General features: G+C 42.4%; 31 protein-coding genes and 4 tRNA genes. 9 read left to right on the forward strand and 26 right to left on the reverse strand.

What is annotated here, in order from left to right:
- Window positions 1–37: 37 nt before the first annotated feature.
- Window positions 38–505 carry an META domain-containing protein gene (locus FTT71_RS08870; RefSeq protein WP_004974787.1) on the forward strand — a complete coding sequence of 156 codons (468 nt, stop codon included), beginning with the start codon at window positions 38–40 and terminating at the stop codon, window positions 503–505.
- Window positions 506–567: 62 nt separating this feature from the next.
- Window positions 568–1,089: a peptide-methionine (S)-S-oxide reductase MsrA gene (gene msrA / locus FTT71_RS08875; RefSeq protein ID WP_179993955.1), complete on the forward strand. Its 522-nt coding sequence runs from the start codon at window positions 568–570 to the stop codon at window positions 1,087–1,089.
- A 71-nt stretch (window positions 1,090–1,160) separates the two neighbouring features.
- Here msrA and FTT71_RS08880 read toward each other — a convergent pair whose 3' ends face one another.
- From FTT71_RS08880 to FTT71_RS08905, 6 genes are all read right to left on the reverse strand, one after another.
- Window positions 1,161–1,805 carry a fumarylacetoacetate hydrolase family protein gene (locus FTT71_RS08880; RefSeq protein WP_286428345.1) on the reverse strand — a complete coding sequence of 215 codons (645 nt, stop codon included), beginning with the start codon at window positions 1,803–1,805 and terminating at the stop codon, window positions 1,161–1,163.
- Window positions 1,806–1,839: 34 nt separating this feature from the next.
- Window positions 1,840–2,337 (reverse strand): YcxB family protein, encoded by a 498-nt coding sequence (locus FTT71_RS08885; RefSeq protein ID WP_179993954.1) that lies wholly within the window; start codon window positions 2,335–2,337, stop codon window positions 1,840–1,842.
- Window positions 2,338–2,530: 193 nt separating this feature from the next.
- A tRNA-Arg gene (locus tag FTT71_RS08890) sits at window positions 2,531–2,607 on the reverse strand.
- 212 nt (window positions 2,608–2,819) lie between these two features.
- Window positions 2,820–2,896, reverse strand: a tRNA-Arg gene (locus FTT71_RS08895).
- Between the two features lie 49 nt (window positions 2,897–2,945).
- Window positions 2,946–3,022 (reverse strand) — tRNA-Arg (locus FTT71_RS08900).
- A 15-nt stretch (window positions 3,023–3,037) separates the two neighbouring features.
- A tRNA-Ser gene (locus FTT71_RS08905) sits at window positions 3,038–3,127 on the reverse strand.
- Between the two features lie 264 nt (window positions 3,128–3,391).
- On the opposite strand from FTT71_RS08905, the gene rnr reads away from it, so the two are divergent.
- The 6 genes from rnr to FTT71_RS08935 all read left to right on the forward strand — a co-directional run bounded on the left by rnr (window position 3,392) and on the right by FTT71_RS08935 (window position 10,270).
- Window positions 3,392–5,815 (forward strand): ribonuclease R, encoded by a 2,424-nt coding sequence (rnr, locus tag FTT71_RS08910; RefSeq protein ID WP_180072686.1) that lies wholly within the window; start codon window positions 3,392–3,394, stop codon window positions 5,813–5,815.
- 79 nt (window positions 5,816–5,894) lie between these two features.
- Window positions 5,895–6,479, forward strand: coding sequence for a hypothetical protein (locus FTT71_RS08915; RefSeq protein WP_111885424.1), 585 nt, complete (start codon window positions 5,895–5,897; stop codon window positions 6,477–6,479).
- A 74-nt stretch (window positions 6,480–6,553) separates the two neighbouring features.
- On the forward strand, window positions 6,554–8,593 hold the full coding sequence (locus tag FTT71_RS08920) for a M3 family metallopeptidase (protein ID WP_131260579.1): 2,040 nt from the start codon (window positions 6,554–6,556) through the stop codon (window positions 8,591–8,593).
- Between the two features lie 40 nt (window positions 8,594–8,633).
- Window positions 8,634–8,843 carry a YheV family putative zinc ribbon protein gene (locus FTT71_RS08925; RefSeq protein WP_171324836.1) on the forward strand — a complete coding sequence of 70 codons (210 nt, stop codon included), beginning with the start codon at window positions 8,634–8,636 and terminating at the stop codon, window positions 8,841–8,843.
- A 21-nt stretch (window positions 8,844–8,864) separates the two neighbouring features.
- Window positions 8,865–9,275, forward strand: a complete 411-nt coding sequence (locus tag FTT71_RS08930) for a hypothetical protein (RefSeq protein WP_004974772.1) — start codon at window positions 8,865–8,867, stop codon at window positions 9,273–9,275.
- 101 nt (window positions 9,276–9,376) lie between these two features.
- The gene (locus tag FTT71_RS08935) at window positions 9,377–10,270 is read left to right on the forward strand and encodes a DMT family transporter (RefSeq protein ID WP_004974770.1); all 894 of its coding nucleotides are present in this window, start codon (window positions 9,377–9,379) and stop codon (window positions 10,268–10,270) included.
- A 105-nt stretch (window positions 10,271–10,375) separates the two neighbouring features.
- Here FTT71_RS08935 and FTT71_RS08940 read toward each other — a convergent pair whose 3' ends face one another.
- The 5 genes from FTT71_RS08940 to FTT71_RS08960 all read right to left on the reverse strand — a co-directional run bounded on the left by FTT71_RS08940 (window position 10,376) and on the right by FTT71_RS08960 (window position 15,653).
- Window positions 10,376–12,583 (reverse strand): TRAP transporter large permease subunit, encoded by a 2,208-nt coding sequence (locus FTT71_RS08940; RefSeq protein ID WP_167846333.1) that lies wholly within the window; start codon window positions 12,581–12,583, stop codon window positions 10,376–10,378.
- 220 nt (window positions 12,584–12,803) lie between these two features.
- Window positions 12,804–13,385, reverse strand: a complete 582-nt coding sequence (rrtA, locus tag FTT71_RS08945; protein ID WP_180072684.1) for a rhombosortase — start codon at window positions 13,383–13,385, stop codon at window positions 12,804–12,806.
- Between the two features lie 103 nt (window positions 13,386–13,488).
- The gene (locus FTT71_RS08950) at window positions 13,489–14,535 is read right to left on the reverse strand and encodes a hypothetical protein (protein ID WP_004974758.1); all 1,047 of its coding nucleotides are present in this window, start codon (window positions 14,533–14,535) and stop codon (window positions 13,489–13,491) included.
- Between the two features lie 445 nt (window positions 14,536–14,980).
- Entirely contained in the window at window positions 14,981–15,403 is a 423-nt protein-coding gene (locus tag FTT71_RS08955) for a protein YgfX (protein ID WP_179997378.1), read from the reverse strand.
- Entirely contained in the window at window positions 15,396–15,653 is a 258-nt protein-coding gene (locus FTT71_RS08960) for a succinate dehydrogenase assembly factor 2 (RefSeq protein ID WP_004974752.1), read from the reverse strand. Before FTT71_RS08960 ends, FTT71_RS08955 begins: the two co-directional genes overlap by 8 nt.
- A gap of 185 nt (window positions 15,654–15,838) precedes the next feature.
- On the opposite strand from FTT71_RS08960, the gene FTT71_RS08965 reads away from it, so the two are divergent.
- Window positions 15,839–17,011: an acyl-CoA dehydrogenase family protein gene (locus FTT71_RS08965; protein ID WP_180072682.1), complete on the forward strand. Its 1,173-nt coding sequence runs from the start codon at window positions 15,839–15,841 to the stop codon at window positions 17,009–17,011.
- A 75-nt stretch (window positions 17,012–17,086) separates the two neighbouring features.
- Here FTT71_RS08965 and FTT71_RS08970 read toward each other — a convergent pair whose 3' ends face one another.
- The 15 genes from FTT71_RS08970 to rpsN all read right to left on the reverse strand — a co-directional run bounded on the left by FTT71_RS08970 (window position 17,087) and on the right by rpsN (window position 25,952).
- On the reverse strand, window positions 17,087–18,577 hold the full coding sequence (locus FTT71_RS08970; RefSeq protein ID WP_180072680.1) for an NAD(P)/FAD-dependent oxidoreductase: 1,491 nt from the start codon (window positions 18,575–18,577) through the stop codon (window positions 17,087–17,089).
- 199 nt (window positions 18,578–18,776) lie between these two features.
- Window positions 18,777–19,142, reverse strand: a complete 366-nt coding sequence (gene rplQ / locus FTT71_RS08975) for a 50S ribosomal protein L17 (RefSeq protein WP_004974746.1) — start codon at window positions 19,140–19,142, stop codon at window positions 18,777–18,779.
- 18 nt (window positions 19,143–19,160) lie between these two features.
- The gene (locus tag FTT71_RS08980; RefSeq protein WP_004974745.1) at window positions 19,161–20,168 is read right to left on the reverse strand and encodes a DNA-directed RNA polymerase subunit alpha; all 1,008 of its coding nucleotides are present in this window, start codon (window positions 20,166–20,168) and stop codon (window positions 19,161–19,163) included.
- 17 nt (window positions 20,169–20,185) lie between these two features.
- Window positions 20,186–20,812 carry a 30S ribosomal protein S4 gene (gene rpsD / locus FTT71_RS08985; protein ID WP_004974744.1) on the reverse strand — a complete coding sequence of 209 codons (627 nt, stop codon included), beginning with the start codon at window positions 20,810–20,812 and terminating at the stop codon, window positions 20,186–20,188.
- Window positions 20,813–20,824: 12 nt separating this feature from the next.
- Window positions 20,825–21,211 (reverse strand): 30S ribosomal protein S11, encoded by a 387-nt coding sequence (gene rpsK, locus FTT71_RS08990; protein ID WP_001040166.1) that lies wholly within the window; start codon window positions 21,209–21,211, stop codon window positions 20,825–20,827.
- Window positions 21,212–21,230: 19 nt separating this feature from the next.
- Complete coding sequence (gene rpsM / locus FTT71_RS08995; protein WP_004974734.1) at window positions 21,231–21,587, reverse strand: 30S ribosomal protein S13; 357 nt, start codon at window positions 21,585–21,587, stop codon at window positions 21,231–21,233.
- Window positions 21,588–21,694: 107 nt separating this feature from the next.
- Window positions 21,695–21,811 carry a 50S ribosomal protein L36 gene (rpmJ, locus tag FTT71_RS09000; RefSeq protein ID WP_000867907.1) on the reverse strand — a complete coding sequence of 39 codons (117 nt, stop codon included), beginning with the start codon at window positions 21,809–21,811 and terminating at the stop codon, window positions 21,695–21,697.
- Window positions 21,812–21,831: 20 nt separating this feature from the next.
- Window positions 21,832–23,151 carry a preprotein translocase subunit SecY gene (gene secY, locus FTT71_RS09005; RefSeq protein WP_171257418.1) on the reverse strand — a complete coding sequence of 440 codons (1,320 nt, stop codon included), beginning with the start codon at window positions 23,149–23,151 and terminating at the stop codon, window positions 21,832–21,834.
- A gap of 45 nt (window positions 23,152–23,196) precedes the next feature.
- Window positions 23,197–23,637, reverse strand: a complete 441-nt coding sequence (gene rplO, locus FTT71_RS09010) for a 50S ribosomal protein L15 (RefSeq protein WP_004974728.1) — start codon at window positions 23,635–23,637, stop codon at window positions 23,197–23,199.
- Window positions 23,638–23,640: 3 nt separating this feature from the next.
- Entirely contained in the window at window positions 23,641–23,817 is a 177-nt protein-coding gene (gene rpmD / locus FTT71_RS09015; protein WP_004786899.1) for a 50S ribosomal protein L30, read from the reverse strand.
- A 6-nt stretch (window positions 23,818–23,823) separates the two neighbouring features.
- Window positions 23,824–24,321 carry a 30S ribosomal protein S5 gene (gene rpsE / locus FTT71_RS09020; RefSeq protein ID WP_004974725.1) on the reverse strand — a complete coding sequence of 166 codons (498 nt, stop codon included), beginning with the start codon at window positions 24,319–24,321 and terminating at the stop codon, window positions 23,824–23,826.
- A 2-nt stretch (window positions 24,322–24,323) separates the two neighbouring features.
- Window positions 24,324–24,674: a 50S ribosomal protein L18 gene (gene rplR / locus FTT71_RS09025; RefSeq protein ID WP_004281497.1), complete on the reverse strand. Its 351-nt coding sequence runs from the start codon at window positions 24,672–24,674 to the stop codon at window positions 24,324–24,326.
- Between the two features lie 14 nt (window positions 24,675–24,688).
- Window positions 24,689–25,222 (reverse strand): 50S ribosomal protein L6, encoded by a 534-nt coding sequence (gene rplF / locus FTT71_RS09030; RefSeq protein WP_004974722.1) that lies wholly within the window; start codon window positions 25,220–25,222, stop codon window positions 24,689–24,691.
- 16 nt (window positions 25,223–25,238) lie between these two features.
- The gene (gene rpsH / locus FTT71_RS09035; protein WP_004974720.1) at window positions 25,239–25,634 is read right to left on the reverse strand and encodes a 30S ribosomal protein S8; all 396 of its coding nucleotides are present in this window, start codon (window positions 25,632–25,634) and stop codon (window positions 25,239–25,241) included.
- A gap of 12 nt (window positions 25,635–25,646) precedes the next feature.
- Window positions 25,647–25,952: a 30S ribosomal protein S14 gene (rpsN, locus tag FTT71_RS09040; RefSeq protein WP_004825185.1), complete on the reverse strand. Its 306-nt coding sequence runs from the start codon at window positions 25,950–25,952 to the stop codon at window positions 25,647–25,649.
- Window positions 25,953–25,961 lie beyond the last annotated feature (9 nt).

The following is a 25,961-nucleotide window of genomic DNA, read 5'->3' on the forward strand; positions in this document are numbered from 1 at the left end:
TAGATAGCAACAATTTCAAAAAATTAGAGATCATTCCATGCTAAAAAAATACTTCGGGATCACCTTATTGGGTGCAATGATTGCTTTATCAGGATGTGAAACTATGCCAACTCAAACGAGTGCAAGCCAAATTAGCGCAATCAATCAAGCCAACTTAGTACAACGTACATGGACTGCTACGCAATTGGGCAACAGCATGTTAAAAACAGAAGCAAACCGCCAAAACTTGCCATATTTAAACTTTGATGCCGCCACACAAACAGTCACAGGTTCAGATAGTTGTAACCGACTCAGCGGTAGTTATGTCGCAGGACGTGACACCCTACAATTGGGGCAATTGGCAACCACGCGAATGGCTTGCTTAAATAACAACAACTTAGATCAGAAATTTCATGAAGCCCTAAATAAAGTGACGCATTATCAGGTCTATGGTAAAACCCTGAAATTGCTAGATCGCCATGGAAATTTACTGATTCAATTTGAAACACCAACGGCTGCACGTTAACGGCTAAGCCTAATAATAGACAGGCTTAAAATGGTTTATTCATAAAATATAAGGACAAAATCATGCAACAAGCATTGTTTGGTGGCGGATGTTTCTGGTGTGTCGAAGCCGTATTTTTACAACTGCAAGGCGTAGAAAAAGTCACCAGCGGTTATGCAGGTGGACATACCTTAAACCCAAGCTATGAAGATATTTGCCGTGGCGACAGCGGACATGCAGAAGTCATTTTGATTGATTTTGATGAGCAGCAGATCAGCTATTCACAATTACTTGAGGTGTTTTTTGCCACACACGACCCAACCACATTAAACCGTCAGGGCAATGATGTCGGCACACAATACCGCTCTGTGATTTATTATTTAGATGCTACACAGCAACAAGCTGCCGCCGAGATGATTGCAGCCTTACAAGCTGAAGCTGTGAATGTTGTGACTGAACTCAGTGCAGCACCTGAATTTTACCCTGCAGAAGACTATCATCAGAATTTCTTTGCCAAAAATCCAAATCAGGGCTACTGCAATTTTTCCATTCCACCGAAACTGAATAAATTACGCAGTAAATTTCAGCATTTACTGAAAGTATAACCATTGGATTTAAAAGCAAGTACAAAACGGTGATACTCATCTTTTGATGACATCACCGTTTACACCACTATTTATTTTACAAAAGTCGTCCAGACAAATGCCTGAGTACGTCCTTGTAAGGTCATCTTCAACTGATCGCCCGACTGTAATGCTGCCACCCCTGCAGGTGTACCAGTCATTACCACATCACCAGGTTCTAAACTAAATACTTGGCTAATATCTGCCAACAATGCCGCAATATCAAAAATCAATAAACTGGTATCGCCTTGCTGACGTAATTCATCATTAATGTCCAAACGATATTGCACGTTTTTCCAGTCCTGAATTTCCGATACATCCACCCAATCTGCCAACACACAAGAACCGTCAAACGCTTTGGCTCGTTCCCACGGCTGTCCTTTTTTCTTAAGTTCATCCTGCAATTCACGCAAAGTTAAATCCAAACCCAAGGTCACTGCACCTACAGCATCCAATACTTTGGCAGGATCTGTGTCTGCATTTAAAGGTTGGTCAATGCGTAAACTCAATTCACATTCATAGTGACAATTGCCCCAGACCTTATTCCACGTAATCCCATCACTTAAACTGCGTAAACTGCTTGGCGGTTTAATAAATAACACAGGACGATCAGGTACAGCATTACCTAATTCTTTGGCATGGTCTGCATAACTGCGACCGACACAGACAATTTTAGATGGACGTGTACTCATGATCATCCTCAAATAATTCGTAAATTGGGAAAATTAGAACTTACTTTTTAAAAGTATTTTCAAAAACCGTTTGTTCTGCAGGCTGATTAAATGCACGTTTCGGTACAATCACCACTGTACGATTTTTTAATTCCAGCATATAGGTCAGTTTACCCACAGCGAAATTTTGCACCTCGTTATAATGAAATACCTGTTTACGACCATTGGCATACAGCTCGGCATAGTCCTGAAATAAATCAATGCCTTGCTCGCTTTTTCCAAATTGGTATTTTACAAACTGGCGTTTAAACATCATTGGCAAAAACCAATAACGCATTAAAGTTTGCAAGATTAAAAAGAAAGCACCGAGTGCAACATAATAGCGACCTACCCCATCGAAGCCCAAATAAAAGCCCCAAGCAATAATCGCCACACTAATCAACGGTGTAATAAAACGGGTAAATTGTTTTTTACCAAAAGTCGCAAGGGCAAAGCCGTCTTGAGATTCTTCTAAATTTAAAAAATAGCGCAAAGACAATGCTGGCTGCGTGTCAGACATAAGCTCATCATCAAGTCATTCAAATTGAGCTAAATCTTACACTAGATTGAGCACTTTCCTTATTTTTTTCGTGTTTATTCGCTCAAAGCCAGACGTAAAACAATGGTCATGCTTTTGACACAGAAATTTCATCATTTTTAGATAGTGTAGATGCAAAAAAACCGCATCAAAAGTGCGGTTTTTTATTTCAAGTTGGTGCGCTCAGAGAGATTCGAACTCCCGACCCCTTAGTTCGTAGCCAAGTGCTCTATCCAGCTGAGCTATGAGCGCGACGACTTGATGGGGTGCATTATACGTGTTTTTTTCTGGCTGTTAAGTATTAATTCATCATTTTGCAATCAAATGCACAGATATTGGACGATTCAAAAGAATTTTAACGTAAAACTATGAGTACGCTATTCTTTTTAATAAACTGATTATTGTTTGAGTTTACTAAATTTCAGGCACAAAAAAACCGCATTTAAGCGGTTGATTGTTCAAGTTGGTGCGCTCAGAGAGATTCGAACTCCCGACCCCTTAGTTCGTAGCCAAGTGCTCTATCCAGCTGAGCTATGAGCGCATTACTTGTGTGCCAATTTAGGCGATACGTTACTGTTCGGTTTACTTATTGGTGCGCTCAGAGAGATTCGAACTCCCGACCCCTTAGTTCGTAGCCAAGTGCTCTATCCAGCTGAGCTATGAGCGCGACATAAGTAAAGCGTGGCGGTGAGAGAGGGATTCGAACCCTCGATACAGTTACCCGTATGCGTCCTTAGCAGGGACGTGGTTTCAGCCACTCACCCATCTCACCGTAACGTGCCGCCATAATACAAATTAAGTGCTAGCACTGCAAGCTTCGATACCACAATTTTTGCATATTTTTGCTCAATTAAATATTTTTTAAACAATTTTCAGGATTCATCACCAGAATTACGCCTGAACTTTTGGCAATCGCTGCACAAAAACTAGAAACATCGTAAAATAACGACAGAAAACACATTATTGCAATCATTTACGTGCAGTCTTTCCGTACATGACTTATGCTAAACCTATCTTCTGACATGAAGTTTATTCCATGATGAAAAATTGGGTCGATCCTGAAGCGAAAGCTGAAGCCGAACGCTACGAAAATCCTATTCCAAGCCGTACCTTAATCTTAGAAACCATTGAAACCTTGCAGGCGGCACAGTCACATGCAGACTTGGTAGAGCATTTTGCGATTGCCGATCAAAAAAGTATTGATGCCCTGAGCCATCGTTTAATTGCCATGGTACGTGATGGTCAGCTCATGAAAGATGGATTAAAGTTCCAGCTGGCTGCAGAACAACCGACTCATGACGCCACGGTTTACATCAACAGTAAAGGTTTAGGCACAGCCAATATTGCAGGTCATGAAGATATTTTATTGCCTGAACGCGAACTACGTTTGGTGTTTAATGGCGATCAAGTCAAAGTCCGCCAGACTTCGGTAGATCGTAAAGGCAAGGCATGGGGCTTTATTACCGAAGTCACCCAGCGTCGTGTCAAACAAATCATTGGTAAATTGTCAGAATACGATGGTGAATATTTTATTCAGCCTGCCCAGCCAAATAGCCATCAACCCATTACCCTTGAAAAAGAATTAATTGAACATGCCCAAGTTAAATTGGGCGATTCCGTGCGCATTGCCATTGACGACTATCCAACCCGCGAAGAATTTGCCACAGGACATATTATTCAGTCGATGGCAGACAAAGCCGAAACTGAAATTATTATTCCGCAAACCATTTTAGAATTTGGTCTGCCGTATGAATTTCCTGAAGATGTCATTCAAGAAGCCGAAAGCTTTCAAGAACCGACAGCCCAAGACCGTGAAGGACGTGTTGATTTACGCGATTTAGCCTTAGTGACTATTGATGGTGAAGATGCCCGCGACTTTGACGATGCGGTATACGCCGAAAAACGTCCAGGCGGTGGTTACCGTGTCGTAGTCGCAATTGCCGATGTCAGCCATTATGTCCGCACAGGCAAACCATTGGATGATGAAGCACAGGAACGTGGGACTTCAGTCTATTTCCCGCATTTTGTATTACCGATGTTGCCTGAAGCTTTATCGAATGGTTTATGTTCACTCAATCCGCAGGTTGACCGTTTGTGTATGGTCTGCGATTTAAAACTGTCACGCGCAGGTCGGGTCACAGGTTTTGAGTTTTATCCTTCGGTCATGCATTCCAAAGCGCGTTTAACCTATACTCAAGTGGCACAATATTTTGAGGGTGATAGTGCGGCAATTCCAGAAGATCGGGAGGTGTGCAAATCATTAAATACTCTGTTCCAACTGTATCAAGTGCTGAAAGGTTTACGTGCTGAACGTCATGCCATGGAGTTTGAAACCGTTGAAACCTACATGACCTTTGATGAGTTAGGTGGAATTAAAGAAATTTTGCCGCGCAGCCGTAACGATGCGCATAAACTGATTGAAGAATGTATGTTACTCGCCAACGTCGCAGCAGCAGAATATGCACTCAAACATGATGTGCCGATGCTGTACCGTGTGCATGAACCGCCAGAGTTTTCACGTATTCAAAAAGTCCGTGATTTTGTCAAATTACTTGGGCTACATTTTCCAGAACAACCCACTCAGGCCGACTATCAAGCGGTGATTGAAGCCACTAAAGATCGTATTGATGCGCCAAGTATTCACGCGGTGTTATTACGTTCCATGATGCAGGCCTATTATGGTGCCAACAATGCAGGACACTTTGGTTTAGCTTATGATGCCTACACGCATTTCACTTCACCAATCCGTCGCTACCCTGACCTATTGTTACACCGTGCCATTAAAGCGCATTTAAAACAAAAGCCATCACCACTTTCAGGTGCAGCTTTAGATGATGCAGGCGAACATTATTCTGCAACTGAACGTCGTGCCGATGAAGCCTCGCGCTCTGTCACCACATGGCTAAAATGCCACTATATGCAGCAGCATTTGGGCGAAGAATTTGTAGGCGTAATTTCTGCAGTAGCCGAATTCGGTCTGTTTGTCACTCTCAAAGACCTTTATGTCGATGGCATGATTCATGTCAGCCAATTGGGCGATGACTTCTTTGTATTTGACCAAGCCAGCCAAAGCCTAATTGGACAAGCACGTGGTCAAAGCTTTAGCTTGGGTGATGAAGTCAAAATTAAAGTCGCGGCTGTCAATTTAGAAGACCGCAAAATTGATTTTGAACTCATGCAACAACTTACCCATGCAGGTCGCGCTATTCGTATGCGCGCACCGCGCGTGGCAAAACCGTTCAGCCGTGAAGCCACCGAAGAAGTTTTTTCTGAGCGTCCAAGCAAGGCGACTTTAAGTGAAAACGGTGAGCAACCTGTGCCGAAGAAAAAACCAAAAAACAAACCGAGTTCTTACGGTAAAAAAACCTCAGCGAAGTCGGAAGCTAAACCGAAAGACAAAGCCAAAAAAAAGACCAAGGTGAAAAAGAAAAAATCCAATGCCAAAGCAAAGGGTGAGTAAATTTTACTAAATAAAAAAGAGTGCTACGGCGCTCTTTTTCATTTAATATATCTCTATAAAAATAAACCACTTAAAAATCATGACATCACAGAAAATTACTAAATACTATTACCATGAATATGTAATATGCTTAGTCTTTGTACTTAGTATTTCAGCACTGATTGCTCTCTTTTTTATAGACTTCACCCCAACAAATCAAGTCAAAATCACAGCCTTCATTGTTGCAACGTTGATTTATTTGGCTGTTTTGATCTACTTTTATGTTCTGCATAGATACGGACAATGGATCATTCCACGTACATGGACAAATGTACAAAAAAAGCCAAAATTCTATTTTTTACTCCTCTTCCCTATTTTTGTAATTCTGTTTCTTTACTTAAATCTAGTTGTCTATCCTCCTCTGCTTCATACCCTAGTTTTGGGTACACCTACTGTGGTGACATTGGAAGCAAGCGCTGTTAAAAAACATGGTAAAAAAGGAAGTGTCTACTATTCTATTGAAACACCGTATGACTCTACTGGTATGTTTCGAATCAATGTAGATGAATATGAACACTACAAAAATCAAAATCTATTCATAAAATTATCGGTCATTGAGGGGCGCTTTGGCACCTACATCCAAGATATTCAATCTATCCACGGTGAAACAAGAGCGAATAAATAGCACCCAAGGCTTGATTTATCCTTCTAGAAGCCTTACTTCTACAAATAACACAGGAAATAAATCGGCAGACCGACATGACATTAGAAAAGGCAACTTTGCCTGTTCCACAATTTGATCAAATTACCCTGGCAGATTTAAAACAAAAAATTGAGCATGCCATTCAGCAGGGACAAAACTTTTTAAATAATCTGACTGCAGTACCTGAAAATACGACGGCGCAATTAAATGTTTTAGAACAGATTGATCAGCTCGAAAATAACATGAGCGAAGCATGGGGCGTGCTGTCACATTTAAATGCGGTCATGAATAATCCTGAAACCCGCGAAGTGTATCAAGCGCTGTTACCAAGTTTAAGCGACTACTACACTCAATTGGGTCAGCACACGGTGTTGTATCAAAGCTATCAACATATTCACGACGCCAACACCTTTAAAGATTTGCCTGCTGCACAACAAAGCGCAATTCAACTGGCATTGCGCGACTTTAAACTGTCAGGTGTGGCCTTAGAAGGTGAAGCTAAAAAACGCTATGCTGAAATTTCAGCGCGTTTATCGCAACTGTCATCAGACTTTTCCAATCATGTATTGGATGCCACCCAAGCCTATTACAAAGTATTGTCCGAAGATCAGCTCAAAGGTTTACCGCCAAGCAGCGTTGAATTGCTGAAACAATATGGTCAGCAACGCGAATTGGAACAAGCTGTGGCAACACTGGATATTCCTGCCTATTTAGCCATTATGACCTATGCCGATGATCGTGCTTTGCGCGAAACCTTGTATCAGGCATACACTACTCGCGCGTCCGATCAATCAGCCCAGTCTGAATTTGACAACACCCCGATCATGGAAGAAATCTTGCGTTTACGTCAAGAAATGGCGCAATTGCTCGGTTTTAACAACTATGCAGAATTATCCCTTGCCAGCAAAATGGCACCAAGTGTCGAAGCAGTCGATCAATTCCTGCGTGAACTGGCAGAACATGCTCGTGCACCTGCAGAACAAGAAATTGCCGAACTCAAAGCCATTGCCGCCCAAGATGGGATTGATACCTTACAACCGTGGGATACAGGCTACTATTCTGAAAAATTAAAATTACAGCAATTTAACCTTTCACAAGAAATGTTAAAACCATATTTCCCTGCACCGAAAGTGGTTGAAGGTCTATTTAGCATCGTCAAGCGTTTATACGATGTCGATATTATTGAGCGCGCTGCCCCTGTTTGGCATCCTGATGCACGTTATTTTGAACTTGAAGATCAAGGTCAAGTGATTGGTGGTTTTTACTTTGATCTATATGCCCGTACAGGCAAACGCGGCGGCGCATGGATGAGTGGTTTCCGTTCACGCATGCAATTGGCACAAGGTTTACAAAAACCAATTTGCTATATGGTGTGTAACTTTACCCCACCTGTTGCAGACCAACCCGCGCTTTTAACGCATGATGAAGTCATCACCCTATTCCATGAATTTGGACATGGCTTACATCACATGCTAACTGAAGTAGATAATATTGCTGTGGCAGGTACACATGGTGTCGCTTGGGATGCGGTGGAATTACCAAGCCAATTCATGGAATTTTGGACTTGGGATCAAGATAGTTTAGATATGCTGAGTGCGCATATTGAAACCCAAGACACCCTGCCAGAACACCTGCTTAAAGCACTGTTAGATGCACGTTTCTTCCAGTCGGGAATGCAGAGCCTGCGCCAAATTGAATTTGCCCTGTTCGATTTAAGTATTCATCGCAGCAACCCTGCTTTAAATGCGGAACAGATTCAAGCCATGCTAGATGATATTCGTCAAAACTATGCCGTTGCGCCAACTACAGCTTACAACCGCTTCCAGCACAGCTTCAGCCATATTTTCGCAGGCGGCTATGCTGCAGGATATTATTCATACAAATGGGCAGAGGTTTTGGCCAGCGATGCCTTTGATCGCTTTGAAAATGAAGGGCTATTTAACACCGAAACTGGCAAGCAGTTTAGACAGTTTATTCTAGCAGTTGGCGGAAAAGATTCAGCGCTTGACGCATTTATCAATTTCCGCGGACGCGAGCCAAAAATAGACGCACTATTACGTCATCAAGGTTGGACGAACATAGTCAAAAACGCTTAAACTAAGAACTTTAGATGAAGTTAGGGGAGTCGTGATGACCATTAAACGTCGTTTCATTGCAGGCGCAAAATGTCCGAAATGTCAGGCGATGGATCGGGTTGTCATGCTCACCGCTGACGAAGCTGAATGGATCGAATGTATCGAGTGTGATTATACGGAAAACCGTCCAACACATATTGATGAACCTGAAATCCCAGAGGTTTCAGATGAAATTGGGGTGATCCAGTTTAAGCCGCGTCAGTCAAAGTAAAACAATAAGGTTCAACAACGCATGACTGAAGATCAACGACATAACCCTAAGCTTTTATGGGCGATTACGGGTGGGTTAATTATTGTCATTATTGCCGTATTTATCTTTCAATGGATGGGCGATAGCGACAATACTGCGCCTATAGAAACTGCCCCAACTACGGCGTCTGTAGCGAAAGCTGTACCTGCTGAAGCAACGCCATTGCAAGAAGATGAAGCAGCACCAAAACAGTTGGTCACAGAAGATTTACTCAAAGCACCTATATCTGAGAATGCAGCGCTTGCCAAAGAAGAAGTGGCTAAATTAGATGACATTCAAAATCAGCTGAATGATCAACGTGCCTTATTAAAACAGCAACATAACGATGCTGATGAATTGATTAAACTGAAAGAAGAACAAATCAAAATACTGGAAGCCCAACTGGCACAGTAAGCCTCCTCTGCTTCACATCAGTCATTTTAAAATACGATAAAGGGTCAGTGTTGTAGCCAATTTAAGCTAGAATAGCCAGAGGTTATTCTGGCTTTATTTGTATGACATCTTCTGGTTCTGCCCAACAAAATTTGCTCAAAGCAATTATGCTGTTGACCTGCTCTGCCTTTCTGTTTTCACTCATGGGAGTGTGCGTTCGTTACGCATCAGAAACGGTAGATAATGCCACAGTGGTATTTTTCCGTAATTTCATTGGTTTGTTTATTTTTATCCCGCTCATTTTCAATAAAGGCTTGGGCTTTTTTAAAACTGAAAAGTTATGGATGCACACTTGGCGTTCGGTAGTCGGATTAACCGCCATGTATGGTTTTTTCTACGCGATTGCCAATCTAAAACTGTCCAATGCGATGGTCTTCACCTATTCATCGCCTATTTTTATTCCCTTAATTGCATGGCTATTCCTTAAAGAAAAAATCACCAAACCAATGCTATGGGCTGCGTTCATTGGTTTATTTGGCGTGTTATTTGTCGCCAAACCCGATGCAGGTATGTTTAATAGCATGTCCGCAATTGGACTCAGTGCCAGTTTTTTAGCAGCGATGGCTTTTGTCACGGTACGCGCCCTGACTCAAACCGAACCGCCTGAACGCATTGTGTTTTATTTTTGCATGATTGGGACACTCATTTCTGTTGTACCGATGTTCTGGTCATGGCGTCCTTACAACTTAAAAGAATTGAGTTTTTTAATTGGTGCAGGATTGCTGGCCAATATCAGTCAGATCTTTATGTCCAATGCCTACCGTCTTGCCCCTGCTGGGCAAATTGGCCCTGTCAATTACATTGCGATTATTTTTGCAGGGATTTGGGGCTTTAGCTTTTGGCATGAAACGCCAGACTTATTTAGTTTAATTGGCTTTGCCCTAATTTTGCTTGCCATTATTTTGTGCAGTCCACTGTTACAAAAACACCTGAATCATCACTCCCCGCATTCATAATGCTGCTTTGTATTCCCTGCATATCAACCTATTAAAAAAACACCCCGTAGTGAACCACAGGGTGTTTTTAAATAATAAGATGACAGTGATTAAGTATCCATGTGCTTATTCATACCAGCCGAATAGCTTGAACGCATACGGTGCATAGGCAATAATCAACATCGCAGGAAGCATCACAATCATAGGCAAAATCCAACGCTCATAACGATAATAGAACGATTTATGACGAACTTCTGCATCGGCTGCAGCGACTTCTTCATCTCCAATCGACTGCCTTGCCAATAAGTGATTCAGCGCTACAGGTGGCGTCACATAGCCTAATTCAAAACCAATTAGGGTAATCATCCAGAAATGCGCAGGATGTATCCCATATTGATAAGCTACAGGCGCAACCGTTGCAGAAATTAGAATCACCGCACCGAATGGATCCATAATCATGCCCACAAAAATCATCAAGGCAACAATCAGGCTAATCACAATAAAGATGCTGCTAATGTCGGTTGGGAACGCTTCCATAATTTCAATGCGTTCTAAATAGCCACCTACACTGACTGAAAGCGCCATCAAAATTACCAATGCCCCAATATGTCCCACCGTTTCACTGGTCGATAAATGCAGAGCTTTGAAGAAACCATACTGACGCAATGGTGAATCAGGTGCAGTCAATAATGAGCGCTCAGATGAAGCTGCTGTCTGTTGTGCTACAGGCTTGTGATCTAAAGTCTGATCCCACTGCCCTATCGCTGGAATAGGCGCAGGTTCATGGCGCAATTTATCAAACAACACCATCATCAATAAAATAACCGGCATCATTACAGGTGCAGTAAATTCATTCATATTGGTGTCTAAAGCATATTTATAGAACAACCAAATCAACACAAAAATGAGGATATATGGCAATACTGGGCCAAAAGCACCTAAGGACAATGGCGCAGCTATACGCGGTGCAGCAATGCGGAATTTATTTTCAGCAAAGAACAATGAAATCACTAAAAACAGGGTTGAAGTCAAGAGGAACACATACAAACCATAGTGATATAGCATGTCCGTTGTGACTTCTTTATTCAGCGATGCCACTACAACAATCAATAGGCAAGGGCGAAGCACGACCCCCATTGAACCCGACATGGCAGTTGCCGCCAGTGCAAACTGACGTCGTCCACCCGCATTCCAAACTTCTTTATAAATGATCGCACCTGCAGCAATGACAAAAATCCCCGATGCACCGGTATAAGCCGTTGGTAATGCAGCAGCAATCAGAATCAGCCAGGTTAAAGTTTCAGGTGCCAAATTCCACGGACGCAGAATATTCAGGAACAAATCCACAATTCGGGTTTGTTTGAGCAACATCCCCGCCCAAATAAACAAAGCCAAGTTCAAGAAAATACTAGAGAATTCGACCAGTTGCCCTAGGTAAATCCCTTGCCCCATTGGATAATCCATCAGGAAGGTAAAAGAGAAACCCGTACTAATTGCCATATAGGCATACAAAGGTACGCTCAGGAAAGCAAGACCTAAACTACCGCCTTCACGGGTCGGTGCAGGTGGCTTAATAAGCTGGAATAAACTAATTAAAGTCAGAGTTGCAAACAGAATCATCCACATCCAGTAAATGATTTGCGTTTCACCACTCATCGGTACGCCTGAATTGAGTACTGAACGATATTGACTGATACTTGACGAGGTTAAGAAACCATTCGCCACCACCATTAAGGTCGAATACACCTTGAAGTCAATTTTGGTCGCAGGGCCACGTAAACCAATGTGATGGGTCTTTAAAGTGGCACTAATTGCAGCAAAGACCACCATCAATACCAATAAAATGGCACGGTTTTCAGTACCAAATTTAAAAATACCAAAAAAAGAGGTTTCAATGGTTCGATACATTTTCAAGCTTGGATGGGCTTGAATATGCTGAATCGCCTGATCATGAAATTGAAATTTTTCTTCACAAATTTGTTTGGCTGCTAAAATGGAAGCGCGGACATCTGATTCAGAGGCAGTACCAAAAATATCGGCAAACTCATCAGCAGCATTGGCTTGCATTTGGGCATGTACTTGTGCATCGATATCGGGGTTGCGTTCGCAGTCAGGTGCAGTGGGTTCGGCACGCAAAAATGAATACTGCATACCCGTTGCAGGGTCACCGTATAGGCGTTCACCCATGCGCAACAACTGACCATGTACCATTTCACCTGTACCAATAATAAGTGTCAGTAGCAACAAGATCAAAATAACGAATGTAGAAATCCATTCTGTCCATATATGTCTGAGCAAAGCCAAGCCAGACCTGCGTTGTCCGTTATTGTGCATATATTTTCCTGTTTTTATTCTGCGCAGAAACCGAGACTCTCGAATTTCTGTCTATCCTTATTCAACGGAATGTCCATCTTCCATTGAGCATTTTTGTATTCAGTTTAAATGTGCATGAGCGACGTTATTTTTAAAATGACAATATAGATTTTCTTTTAAGTAAAAATGGTCAATTGTGAGATTTTTTGTGAGCCCTTTTTGCCATCATTTTGATGTAATTTTAGTGCGGATCAATGCAATAGGCCCAAATAATATAAGCCAATGCAAAAATTACACCCCAAATCACCCCCAATAAATGTGCCTCAACTAACACAGGACTGCCGATTAATTCTGCTGTACCCAAACTGCCCACGGTATTTTCCCAAATCAGTTTAGATAAAATAAGCAGCAACACCAATGCCGCAAAACCACGTTCTTTTTTATAGAGCAAATGCACACATGCCACCGCCACATAAGCACCATGCAGCACCCCAGAAAGTCCTGCATAGGCATCAATATCGGCAAGGAAATAATAGAAACTCAGACTAATGGCAGGCGGTAGTACCAGCAAAAGTGCCACAAAGTGCCATACTTTGGCATACGGAAAAATAAAAGGTAAACAGGCAAAGGCGATCATATTGAGCAGATAATGAATCCAGCCCACATGCACCCAATGTCCTGTCCATAAGCGCCAGAATTCATCCAATAAATGTGTAGACCAATAAATAAAATGCTCTGCAAAAATCTGCAAACATGCCGAAACTGACATACATGCCGCAATAAACACAATTTTTCGACTGAGAAATTGAGATGAATATTGCATAGGCGCTGGCATCCTCCAAATTATTCTTGTTATGTGCTTCGGCAAATGGATTGCCCAATCCTAAAACATCTTGTCTATATTGAATTGGGCAATCTTGATATTTTTACAATTGAGCTGCCGTGTCCTCATTAAATAAATCATCTAATTCAGATGAATCATCTTGTTCATCCCAGAAACGTTGCTGATCACCAGTACGCACACCTGTATGTTCAGTCCAGTAACGGTCTGAAATTCCTTGTACCATGCTTCCTGCCATGGCATCAATCAATTTAAATTGTGGATTTACAGGTTTTTCGTCACTGCGTGCATTAGAAAAGGCTTTGAGTGCATCGCGGATTTTGGCATCTTCACCACTGGCTTGGGCAGCAACCGCATATAAAGCGTGTGATAAACGCACCCCTTTATTTTCACCAATTTGCATCGACTGCTTTAAGGTTTGATACGGATCAGGTTTGCCATCTCCCGCACCTGGAAGCAAAGTCCAAATTACGGCACGTGTAGCCTCTGGTGCGCCCCAGAATTTTTCATTGTTTAAACAGGTCATACCACGCTCAACAATCGCGGCAATATCTTTAGGCACATGCACTGCCCCGCCTGAATTAATATCATTGGTCATGGCTTGCAAGCCACTCAACATCCCCAACATATACACAGTTTGATCAATATCACTGTTCATTTTTGGACAACCTTCGCCCAAAGGTTTCCGATATTTCTTTTCCCAACGATGCTGAAACAATTGATAGCCTGTGTATTGGCGCTGTGCCGCCAAAGCCGCCCAACGTTTTTGCTGAATCCGCGCATCTTGCGCTTCGCCCACTTGCCCTGCTTTTGCTGCACGTAAATAACGCAATTCAGCATCCAAAGCTTTTTCTTCGGCACAAATACCCGCAGCCGAATACATTAGTACCGCAACACGGGTTGGGTCTGCGCCCATATCTTTAGTCGCCATAATGGCAGGGGTTAAGGAATTACCAGAATTACACACCATTTCAGCATCTTCCATCGCTAAAATTGGCGGCACAATATGTTTTTCAGTAAATCCAAGTGCGACATTGGCACCTGTTTTGATCACTTGTGAACAACCTGATAATAATAAACTTGTGATTGCAAATACGGCCACACCCTGGCCTATTTTTTGGACTTGCGACATTTTCCTGTCCTCTATAATTGTGTTTATGTCCATTGCAACAAACATAGCAGAAGCAATATCTGAATAAAAGCGTCTACTTGCTGCTTCAGATGGATAACTTTGCCATGTTTTAAAGTGACTAAAATTGACTGAAATCTGTCATCCGACAAAATTTAGGCAAAAAAAAGTAGCATTGCGACGGTTCAGCACATGCTACTTATTAACTGATGCCCAATTCGGGCTTATCTTAAAAAATCTTTCGACTAAATTTAAATCTGCACATTTCAGGAATCTGATTTGTATTGATCTACACTTGTCTGGAATGAATATAACTAAAAATAGGGATATGTGTAATCTTTTATGCCAATATAAAATGACTGATCAGGACACGAAAAATAGATGATAATTTTATCTTTATGATACTTATAGTTTTTTATTATTATAAAAATATACAGCTGTCTGTAAATTAGAGCATTTTCGCCAATATTTTTAGAGCCTTCCATTCCGCCTTGGAAACCTGATCACACCAAATCACCAGAGGTTTAAAGGCTTGCTGAAATTCCATGACGATATAAATTTGATGATCTATCACTTGACGCAGTTGCACACGCTGAATTTCAATTTGGCGAGCTGTGCTTTTAATCTGTTGTGATACTACACGAGGCGCGAGATAGGAAATTGACCATTCACGGTCATCTAATTGATCTAAACCAACAATTCGGTTTGCACGAACAAATTTAAAATATGTCCAGCCCATAATGACAATACATACAACGCTAAGCCATGGCTTTAACACTTGTAGTAAAAGCCAAACGATGAGTAGAGCGATCATCAGCTGAAACACTATTGCGATGACACTAGGTTTCAGCTGAAACTGCTGCTTAGCCATGCACATAATGCTTTAGTTTACGGATAAAATCTTTCAACTCAGGACGTGGTGGCTCAGACACTTCCATAAACCAATCCAATAAATCTGGGTCTTCCTGCTCAACCAAATCGGCAAACATTTGTTTTTCTTCCGCACTGGCAGTCAAATAATGATTTTTCACATACGGGTCAAAATAGACATCAATTTCCTTTAAACCACGACGGGCACGGTAAATCACTTTGCGTTCTTCTAAGCTGATGTCATCACTCATGCGGTTTCCCCATTAAAATTAAACTCAGGCTAGTTTAACCGACCCCTTTTAAAGTTTCGATGACTTTTATGCAGCATTGACCAAAAGCATCATCTTTCATTTGCAATTGAAACTTTTGCACCTTGTTGCCCCCTATAAATTCTTCTAAGGTGAATTCAAAATAACAACATCAGGAAGATAAAACCATGCAATCTGCCGCAATTCGCCCCATTGCCAATATGTTACCGCGCACCTTATTCAGTGCTGAACACGACAGTTTTCGTGATTTGGTACGAAAATTCTATTTGCAGGAAGTCATCCCCCATACTGAAAAATTTGAAGCGCAGCAGCATGTAGACCGTGAGCTATGGCGTAAAGCAGGTACTTTGGGTTTGCTGTGTAGCACCATGCCTGAAGAATATGCAGGTTCAGGGGTAGACCGCTTATACAGCATGATTTTGATTGAAGAACAAGCCTATGCAGGTGACAGTGCTACCGGTTTTTCACTGCATTCAGATATTGTCGCCAATTACATTAATAACTTTGGCACAACTGAACAAAAACAACACTGGTTACCCCGCATGGCCACAGGCGAAGTGATAACCGCGATTGCCATGACCGAACCCGGTACAGGTTCAGACTTACAAGCTGTGCGTACCTCTGCGGTATTGGATGGCGATGAATACGTGATTAATGGTTCTAAAATTTTTATTACCAACGGCTATTTGTGCGACATGGCGATTGTGGTATGTAAAACAGCGAACACAGACAAAGGTTCAGCCAATCTGTCTTTAATATTGGTAGAAGCAGACCGTGCGGGATTTAGCAAAGGCAAACCACTGAATAAAATTGGTATGAAAGGTCAGGACACTTGCGAATTATTTTTTGATAATGTCCGCGTGCCTCGCAGCAATTTATTGGGTGCAGAAGGCATGGGCTTTATCATGCTGATGAAAGAACTGGCTTGGGAACGCTTAATTGTCGCGATTATTTGCCAAGCAGGTGCAGAAGCTGCTTTTGCACATACACTGCAATATACTCAGCAACGTCAAGCCTTTGGCAAAAGTATTCATAGCTTTCAAAATACGCGCTTTAAACTGGCAGAATTACGCACCGAAATTGATTTCTGTCGTGCTTTTTTAGATCAATGTATGCAGTTACAACTTCAAGATCAGCTCAGTGTTGAAGCTGCAGCGGCCGCCAAATATAAAATTTCAGAGATGTACTCCAAAGTGGTGGATGAATGTCTACAACTGCATGGTGGTTATGGCTATATGCTTGAGTATCCAATTGCACATGCTTACTTAGACAATCGGGCCAATCGTATTTATGCAGGCACCAATGAAATTATGAAAGAGCTGATTTCACGTTCTTTATAAAATTTCCACCTCAACATAAAAATGGCGCAAGCAATTTTAAATTTCTTGTGCCATATTATTTTTGCACCCAACGATTTAAGACACTAATTTAGGTTTACGCTGCTGTGCAGGCACAGCTTGTTTGAATTTTAAAATACCATCTTCAAAACTTGCTTGTTTTAAAGTTTTGCGATCTTCTAAGTAATTGTTGGTCACTCGCCATGGCGCATGTTTGCCTTGCTTTGGCATCACATCAGCAGCACGCGCGATATAGCCCGAACTCAAACTGCCCATCACCGTATCTTCCAATAACTCTGTTTGGTCACCTTGAGGAATTACCTCGTCATAACCTTGTCGATCCATATAATTGAGCAAACGACAAATATAATCCGCAGCCACATCCACTTTAAGCGTCCAAGAGGCATTAATATAGCCAATAATCATCGCCATATTCGGTACATCGCTGATCATCACACCTTGATATAGCATGTGCTTCGAGGTGTCTAAAGGCACACCATCAATTGTGGCTTGAATACCGCCTAGAATCTGAATATTCAAACCTGTCGCAGACACAATAATATCGGCATCCAAATGTTTACCCGATTTTAATTGCACACCTGTTTCAGTAAAACTTGCAATTTGATTGGTTTCAATCGAGGCATGCCCTTCGCGTAAAATCTTAAATAAATCACCATCAGGCACAACACATAAACGCTGATCCCACGGATTATAATGTGGCGTGAAATGCTTCATATCTACCTTGCCCTTGAGCTGCATTTGGATAGATTTCAGCAACAAAGTCCGCAGTAATTTCGGCTGTTTTTGTGCTAAAGCATAAATGGCGCGTTGCATGCCAATATTACGTGCGCGCGTGATTTTGTAAGCAACATCTTCAGGCAAAACTTTACGCATTTGCTGATAAACAAAATCCATTGCAGGCACTGAAGCAATATAAGTCGGCGAGCGTTGTAGCATGGTGACATGCGCTGCACCACCTTTTGACATAGCAGGGACTAAGGTAATCGCAGTTGCACCACTGCCAATAATTAACACCTTTTTACCACGATAATCTAAATTTTCAGGCCAATGCTGAGGGTGGATAAATGTGCCTTTAAACGCCTGCTGATTCGGAAAGTCAGGCTGAAAACCTTGATCGTAATTGTAATAGCCTGTGCAGCCTAAAACAAAATTAGCCACCCAAGTTTCAATCTGTTGTGCTGCATTTTCTATGCGTAACGTCCACTTACGTGTTTGAGAATCATAATTGGCAGATAGTACACGATGCTGAAAATGAATTTTTGAATGTAAGACTTTTTCTTGAATGACTTCTGCTAAATAACCTTTGATAGATGCGCCATCGGCTAGTACATTGGTTTTCTTCCAAGGCTTAAAATTATAACCAAAGGTCGACATATCCGAATCTGAACGAATGCCCGGATATTGGAATAAATCCCAAGTGCCACCAAAACTTTGACGACGCTCAATAATTTCAAAAGAACGCTGTGGGCAGTTTTGACTTAAATGTGCTGCTACACCAATGCCCGAAATCCCTGCCCCAATAATTAATATATCAACCTGCTTATCCATGTTTTATTGTCCAGCTTGAATGATGTTTTTTATTAAAGCATAAATTTGACAATACACAATGTCAAGTTTAGCAAAAGTTACTAAAATTTATATCAATTCGGGACAATTTGATCATTTTTGAGATCAACTTATTTTTTTCATAAAAAAAGACCGGTAAAACCGGTCTTTTTCTGAACAACGTGCGTTATTCTTGGCGAAATTATTTAACTTCGCGATCTACAAGCTCAACGTAAGCCATCGGTGCAGCATCACCCGCACGGAAGCCCGCTTTAAGAACACGTAGATAACCGCCGTTACGCTCTTTGTAACGAGGGCCAAGAACGGTAAATAATTTACCAACAGTTGCTGCTGAACGAGTACGAGCAAACGCTAAACGACGGTTTGCTACTGTATCGTTTTTAGCTAAAGTGATTAAAGGCTCAGCAACACGACGTAATTCTTTTGCTTTAGGAACAGTTGTTTTGATTAACTCGTGTTCGAACAAAGAATTAGCCAAGTTTTGGAACATCGCTTTGCGATGGCTGCTTGTACGGCCTAATTTCACACCACTATTACGATGACGCATGGTGATAGTCCTACTTAATTAACGGCTACGATAGGCGAAACGATCGTCCATACGGAGACTAGCCGGTGGCCAGTTCTCTAAACGCATGCCGAGCTGTAAGCCTTTAGAAGCCAGAACATCTTTGATCTCTGTAAGCGATTTTTTACCCAAGTTAGGCGTTTTAAGTAGCTCAACTTCAGTACGCTGTACAAGATCACCAATGTAGTAAATATTTTCTGCTTTCAAACAGTTAGCAGAACGAACAGTAAGCTCTAGATCATCTACTGGACGAAGCAAGATTGGGTCAACTTCTTCACGAGGCTCTTGAGCAACAGGAGCTTGATCTTTCTGAAGATCAACAAAAATTGCAATTTGTTGTTGCAAGATTGTTGCCGCTTTGCGGATTGCTTCTTCTGGATCAACTGTACCATTGGTTTCAAGATCAATGATCAACTTGTCAAGGTCAGTACGTTGTTCTACACGCGCATTTTCTACGATGTAAGACACACGTTTAATTGGGCTATAAGAAGCATCTAACTGCAAACGACCTACAGGGCGAGTTTCGCCTTCTGGGAAACGTGAGTCAGATGTTTCATAACCACGACCTTGAGCAACTTTCAGGCGCATTTTTAAATTGCCTGTAGCACTTAAAGTGCCGATCAAGTGTTCAGGGTTAACCACTTCAACATTATGCGGTAAACGAAGGTCTGCAGCAGTTACATCGCCTGGACCTTGTTTTTCCAATGTCAAATAAGCTTCATTTTGATCGAACAGCTTAATAGACAATCCTTTCAGGTTCAGCAAGAGCTCGACGATGTCCTGCTGCAAGCCTTCCAAAGTACTGTACTCGTGCTCGACACCTTCAATTTCAACTTCTACCACAGCTGCGCCAGGTAAAGAAGAAAGAAGGATGCGACGTAAAGCATTACCAAGAGTATGACCAAAGCCACGCTCTAATGGTTCTAGAATAACTTTTGCCGAGGTCCCGCTTGCCGCTTCGACCTTGATCGCTTGCGGAGTAAGAAACTCATTTGCAGTACGCGTCATTATTGCTACCTCAAGGATTATTTAGAATACAATTCTACAATCAAGCTTTCGTTGATTTCAGCAGGTAAATCAGAACGATCTGGTGCAGCTTTAAACGTACCTTCAAATTTAGAATGGTCAACTTCCATCCATGAAGGGATACCACGTTGAGCAGCCAATTCAATTGCGTTTTTAATACGTAATTGTTGTTTTGCACCTTCGTGAACTGCAATTACATCACCAGCTTTAACTTGAATAGACGCAATGTTAACACGACGACCATTTAAAGTAATGCTACGGTGAGATACAAGCTGACGAGCTTCTGCACGTGTAGAACCAAAACCCATGCGATAAACAACGTTATCAAGACGGCTTTCGAGCAATTTCAACAAGTTCTCACCTGTTGCGCCTTTCACACGAGCAGCTTCTTTATAGTAGTTACTAAATTGACGCTCTAAAACACCGTACATACGACGTACTTTTTGTTTTTCACGTAATTGTAGTGAGTACTCAGATTGCTTACCACCACGAGCCCCGCCATGTTGGCCAGGAGCTTTAGCGTGTTTTTTAGTTTTGACGTCAAATGGTTTAACGCCAGATTTTAGTTGCAGGTCTGTCCCTTCGCGGCGAGAGAGTTTGCATTTTGGACCAATATAACGAGCCATGAATGTTTCTCCTTACACGCGACGTTTTTTAGGTGGACGGCAACCGTTGTGAGGGATTGGAGTCACATCGGTAATGCTGTTAATTTTATAACCCACTGCACCTAATGCACGAACCGCAGACTCACGACCTGGACCAGGACCTTTAACAAGGACGTCCAAGTTTTTCAAACCGTAATCTAAAGCAGCTTTACCAGCAACTTCAGCAGCTACCTGAGCAGCGAACGGAGTTGATTTACGTGATCCACGGAAGCCTTGTCCACCTGAGGTAGCCCAAGCCAGTGCATTACCTTGACGATCGGTAATGGTCACAATGGTGTTATTAAAAGAAGCGTGAATGTGTGCAACACCTTCAGAGACGGTACGAGTGACCTTCTTGCGTGTGCGAGTATCTTTAGCCATCTTTTAGCTTCCAGAAATCTTATTTCTTAATCGGTTTGCGCGGACCTTTACGGGTACGTGCGTTAGTTTTGGTGCGTTGACCACGGACAGGCAAGCTGCGACGATGACGAAGACCGCGGTAGCAGCCTAAATCCATTAAACGTTTAATGTTCATGGAAATTTCGCGACGTAAGTCACCTTCGGTCGGAACCTTAGCAACTTCTGCACGAATCGCATCAAGCTGAGCGTCATCTAATTCACGGATCTTTGTTGTTGGTGCGATACCAGCAGCAGCTAAGATAGTCTTAGCAGTGTGGCGACCAATACCAAAGATATAAGTGAGAGAGATAACAGCGTGCTTGTTATCCGGAATGTTTACACCGGCAATACGAGCCATTCAATTTTCTCCAAAAAGGCAGTTAAGATAATCAACCGCCCCACAAAAATCTTGAGGGGCGGATAATAACCTAATTAGCCTACTGAAATCAACAGGTCTTAATCAAATTAACCTTGACGCTGCTTATGACGAGGTTCTGCGCTGCAAATTACGCGAATAACCCCATTACGACGGATAACTTTGCAGCTACCACAAATTTTCTTTACAGAAGCTTGTACTTTCATGATGAAACCTCTAAGTGCGCTTATCCCTTAGGATGAGCAGTCGTTTTTCTCATTAACGTTTGATTATCGTACTGGTGCGAGGTGAGATGTGCTTGAAGCTGAGCCATAAAGTCCATCACAACCACTACAACGATTAATAATGATGTACCACCTAAGCTAAATGGAATTCCAAATGAGCTTTGTAGAATCATCGGCATTAAGCAGACTACAGTGATGTAAATCGCACCAATAAAGGTCAAACGACTGAGAATATGATCTAAGTAACGAGCAGTTTGCTCACCTGGGCGAATACCAGGCACATAAGCTCCGCTGCGTTTCAAGTTTTCCGAAACTTCTTTAGGGCTGAAAACCAGCGCAGTGTAGAAGTAACAGAAAAAGATAATTAACGCACCAAAGAGCACCAAATACAACGGTTGTCCAGGCGACAATACCAATGCCAAGTCTTGTAGACTACGCTTGATTAATCCAGCATTAGGGTCCGCACTGCCGACCCATTGACCTAAGCTCGCTGGGAACAAAAGCAATGAACTGGCAAAAATTGCTGGAATCACACCTGCCATATTAATTTTTAATGGCAAATGCGTTTGCTGAGCAGTAAATACACGACGACCTTGTTGTTTTTGAGCATAGTTTACTGGAATACGACGCTGCGCCTTCTCAATAAACACAATTGCTGCAAGTACACCCAAAGACAATAAACCAAAAATTGCCAAACCAATCAGGCTTGACTGGCCACTGTCAATAGATGTGAAGGATTGCATAATTAAATTAGGCAAGCCTGCAACAATACCTGCGAAAATGATCATGGAAATACCATTGCCCACTCCGCGTTCGGTAATTTGTTCACCCAACCACATTAAGAACATTGTGCCTGCAACCAAAGAGGTCACAGCTGGAACGTAAAAAGCCAGACCTGACGTTAAGGTAATACCTTGACCAATCAGACCTGCACACATCCCAATCGCTTGCACAAGTGCAAGAAACAATGTGCCTTGGCGCGTATATTGATTAATTTTGCGTTTGCCTTGCTCGCCTTCTTTTTTCAAAGCTTCAAGCGAAGGAACCACGGTAGACATCAACTGTACGATAATCGAAGCAGAAATGTATGGCATGATCCCTAAAGCAAGAATCGACATCCGCTCTAATGCACCACCCGAAAACATGTTAAACAAACCAAGGATTGTACCTTGGTTTGCATTAAACAATTGTTCAAGTGCGGCATTATTAATGCCTGGTACTGGAATATGCGCTCCTAGTCGAAATACCAACAACGCACCAATGAGAAACATCATTCGGCGTATAATTTCACGGTATTTCACGTGAAATGGTTGGCCTTTCATCATGTGAACATGACCTGAAGAACTAGGAGACATAGACACTGGGGATTACTCCTCGACTTTACCGCCAGCCGCTTCAACAGCAGCTTTAGCGCCTTTAGTCACAGCAACACCTTGAATAGTGAATGCGCGAGTAATTTCACCAGAAAGTACGATACGAGCACGAGCCATATCTTTACGTACAACGTTCGCTGCTTTTAAAGTTTCAAGGCTAACGATGTCGCCTTCCACTTTAGCAAGCTCAGATAAACGTACTTCAGCAGTTTTCAAAGCGATTTGGCTAGTGAAACCGAATTTAGGTAAACGACGATATAACGCAGTTTGACCACCTTCGAATCCAGGACGTGTACCACCGCTCTTACGTGAGTTTTGACCTTTGATACCACGACCACCAGTCTTACCAACGCCAGAACCGATACCACGGCCTAAACGACGGGCTTCACGCTTAGCACCTTCTGCAGGTGCAAGTTCATTTAAACGCAGAGTCATGGCTTATTCCTCTACACTAACCATATAGTAGACTTGGTTGATCATACCACGGTTAGAAGGCGTATCTTGCACTTCTACAGTATGACCAATACGACGCAGACCTAAACCTTTAAGGCTAAGCTTGTGATTTTTCAAGCGGTGCGATGCAGATTTAGTCTGGGTAACTTTAATCGTTTTCATGATTGATTACCCTTGAATTTGTTCTACTGAAAGACCACGTTTCGCAGCAACCTTTTCAGGAGTTGTCATGTCACGCAAACCGTTGAAAGTTGCGTTCACTACGTTTGCAGCGTTAGTAGAACCACGGCATTTAGTCAATACGTTACGTACACCTGCAGCTTCTAAAACTGCACGCATAGAACCACCCGCAATTACACCAGTACCTTCAGATGCTGGCTGCATGTAAACACGGCTTGCACCATGACGCGCATGAATCGGGTGTTGTAAAGTACCATCTGCCAATTCGATAGTGATCATGTTACGACGTGCAGCTTCAAGTGCTTTAGAAATAGCAGCTGGAACTTCACGTGCTTTACCACGACCAAAACCTACGCGACCATTACCATCACCCACAACAGTTAATGCTGTGAAAGAGAAGATACGACCACCTTTAACAACTTTGGCTACGCGATCAACGGCAACCAGCTTTTCAACAAGACCTTCGTTTTGTTCAACTTTAGCCATGATTAGAACTCCAAGCCGTTTTCACGAGCAGCATCAGCCAAGGCTTTGATACGACCATGATATTTAAAACCAGAACGGTCAAACGCAACTTTAGTTACGCCAGCTGCTTTCGCGCGTTCTGCGATTAAAGCACCTACTTTTTGAGCTGCTTCAACGTTACCAGTTGTACCAGCACGTAAAGTAGCATCTAAAGTTGAAGCTTGCGCTAAAACTTTGCCACCATCTGCTGAAATAACTTGAGCATAGATGTGACGCGGCGTGCGGTTTACACACAAACGAGTCGCACCCAATGCACGGATGTGCAAGCGTGTGCTTTTCGCACGACGCAAACGGGATTGTTTCTTTTCGTTCATAAGAACCTCGCGCCTTATTTCTTCTTAGCTTCTTTACGAAGAACAACTTCATCCGAATAACGAACACCTTTACCTTTATATGGCTCTGGTGGACGGTATCCACGGATATCCGCAGCAACTTGACCTAAAGCTGCTTTGTCAGCAGATTTAAGGATAATTTCAGTTGCAGTTGGAGTTTCTGCAGTTACACCTTCAGGAAGGGTGTAATCGATTGGGTGTGAAAAACCAAGGTTAAGGTTAACAACGTTACCTTTTACCGCAGCTTTATAACCAACACCAATCAATTGTAACTTACGTTCGAAGCCTTCGCTCACACCTTTTACAAGATTGTTAAGCACAGCGCGAGCAGTACCAGCTTGCATCCAAGCGTCTTTCGACTCAGCTTTAGGAGCAATAGCTAAAATACCGTCTTCCTGTTTTAGCTCGACCAGCGCATGCAGGTTGAAAGACAATGTACCTTTGCTGCCTTTCACTTCGACCTGCCGGCCGTTCTGAGTAACTGTAACACCGTTAGGTACAGTTACTGGGGCTTTAGCCACACGAGACATGAGGAATCACCTATTATTAAGAAACAAAAGCAATAACTTCACCACCGATACCTGCAGCACGTGCAGCGCGATCAGTCATGATGCCTTTGCTTGTAGAAACGATTGCAATACCTAAACCTTGCTTAACGCTTGGAAGTGCATCTTTACCGCGATACTGACGTAGACCTGGACGGCTTACGCGTTTCACAGTTTCGATAACTGGTTTGCCTTCATAGTATTTTAAAGTAATCGTTAATGTAGGTTTGCCTTCGTTGTCAGCCACTTCTACATTTGCGATATAACCTTCTTGTTGAAGTACGTTTGCAATAGCAACCTTCAACTTAGAATTAGGCATAGAAACAGTTTGTTTCTTTGCCATTTGAGCGTTACGAACACGCGTTAGCATGTCGGCAACGGTATCTTGCATACTCATTTATAGTGCTCCTTACCAGCTTGCCTTAACAACGCCCGGTACATCACCTTGCATTACTGTGTCACGTAATTTGTTACGGCTTAAACCGAACTTACGGAAGTAACCATGAGGACGACCAGTTAAACCACAACGGTTACGAAGACGTACTGGAGACGCATTACGTGGTAATGCTTGTAATTTCATCATCGCTTCGAAACGCTCTTCGTCGCTTGCATTTACGTTTGCAATCGTTGCTTTTAATTCAGCACGTTTTGCAGCGTATTTAGCAACAGTAGCTTCGCGTTTCAATTCGCGATTAATCATACCTTTCTTAGCCATATCGACCTC

Origin of the sequence: Acinetobacter sp. YH01004, from assembly GCF_013420455.1 — a bacterium.
GTDB lineage: Bacteria > Pseudomonadota > Gammaproteobacteria > Pseudomonadales > Moraxellaceae > Acinetobacter > Acinetobacter towneri.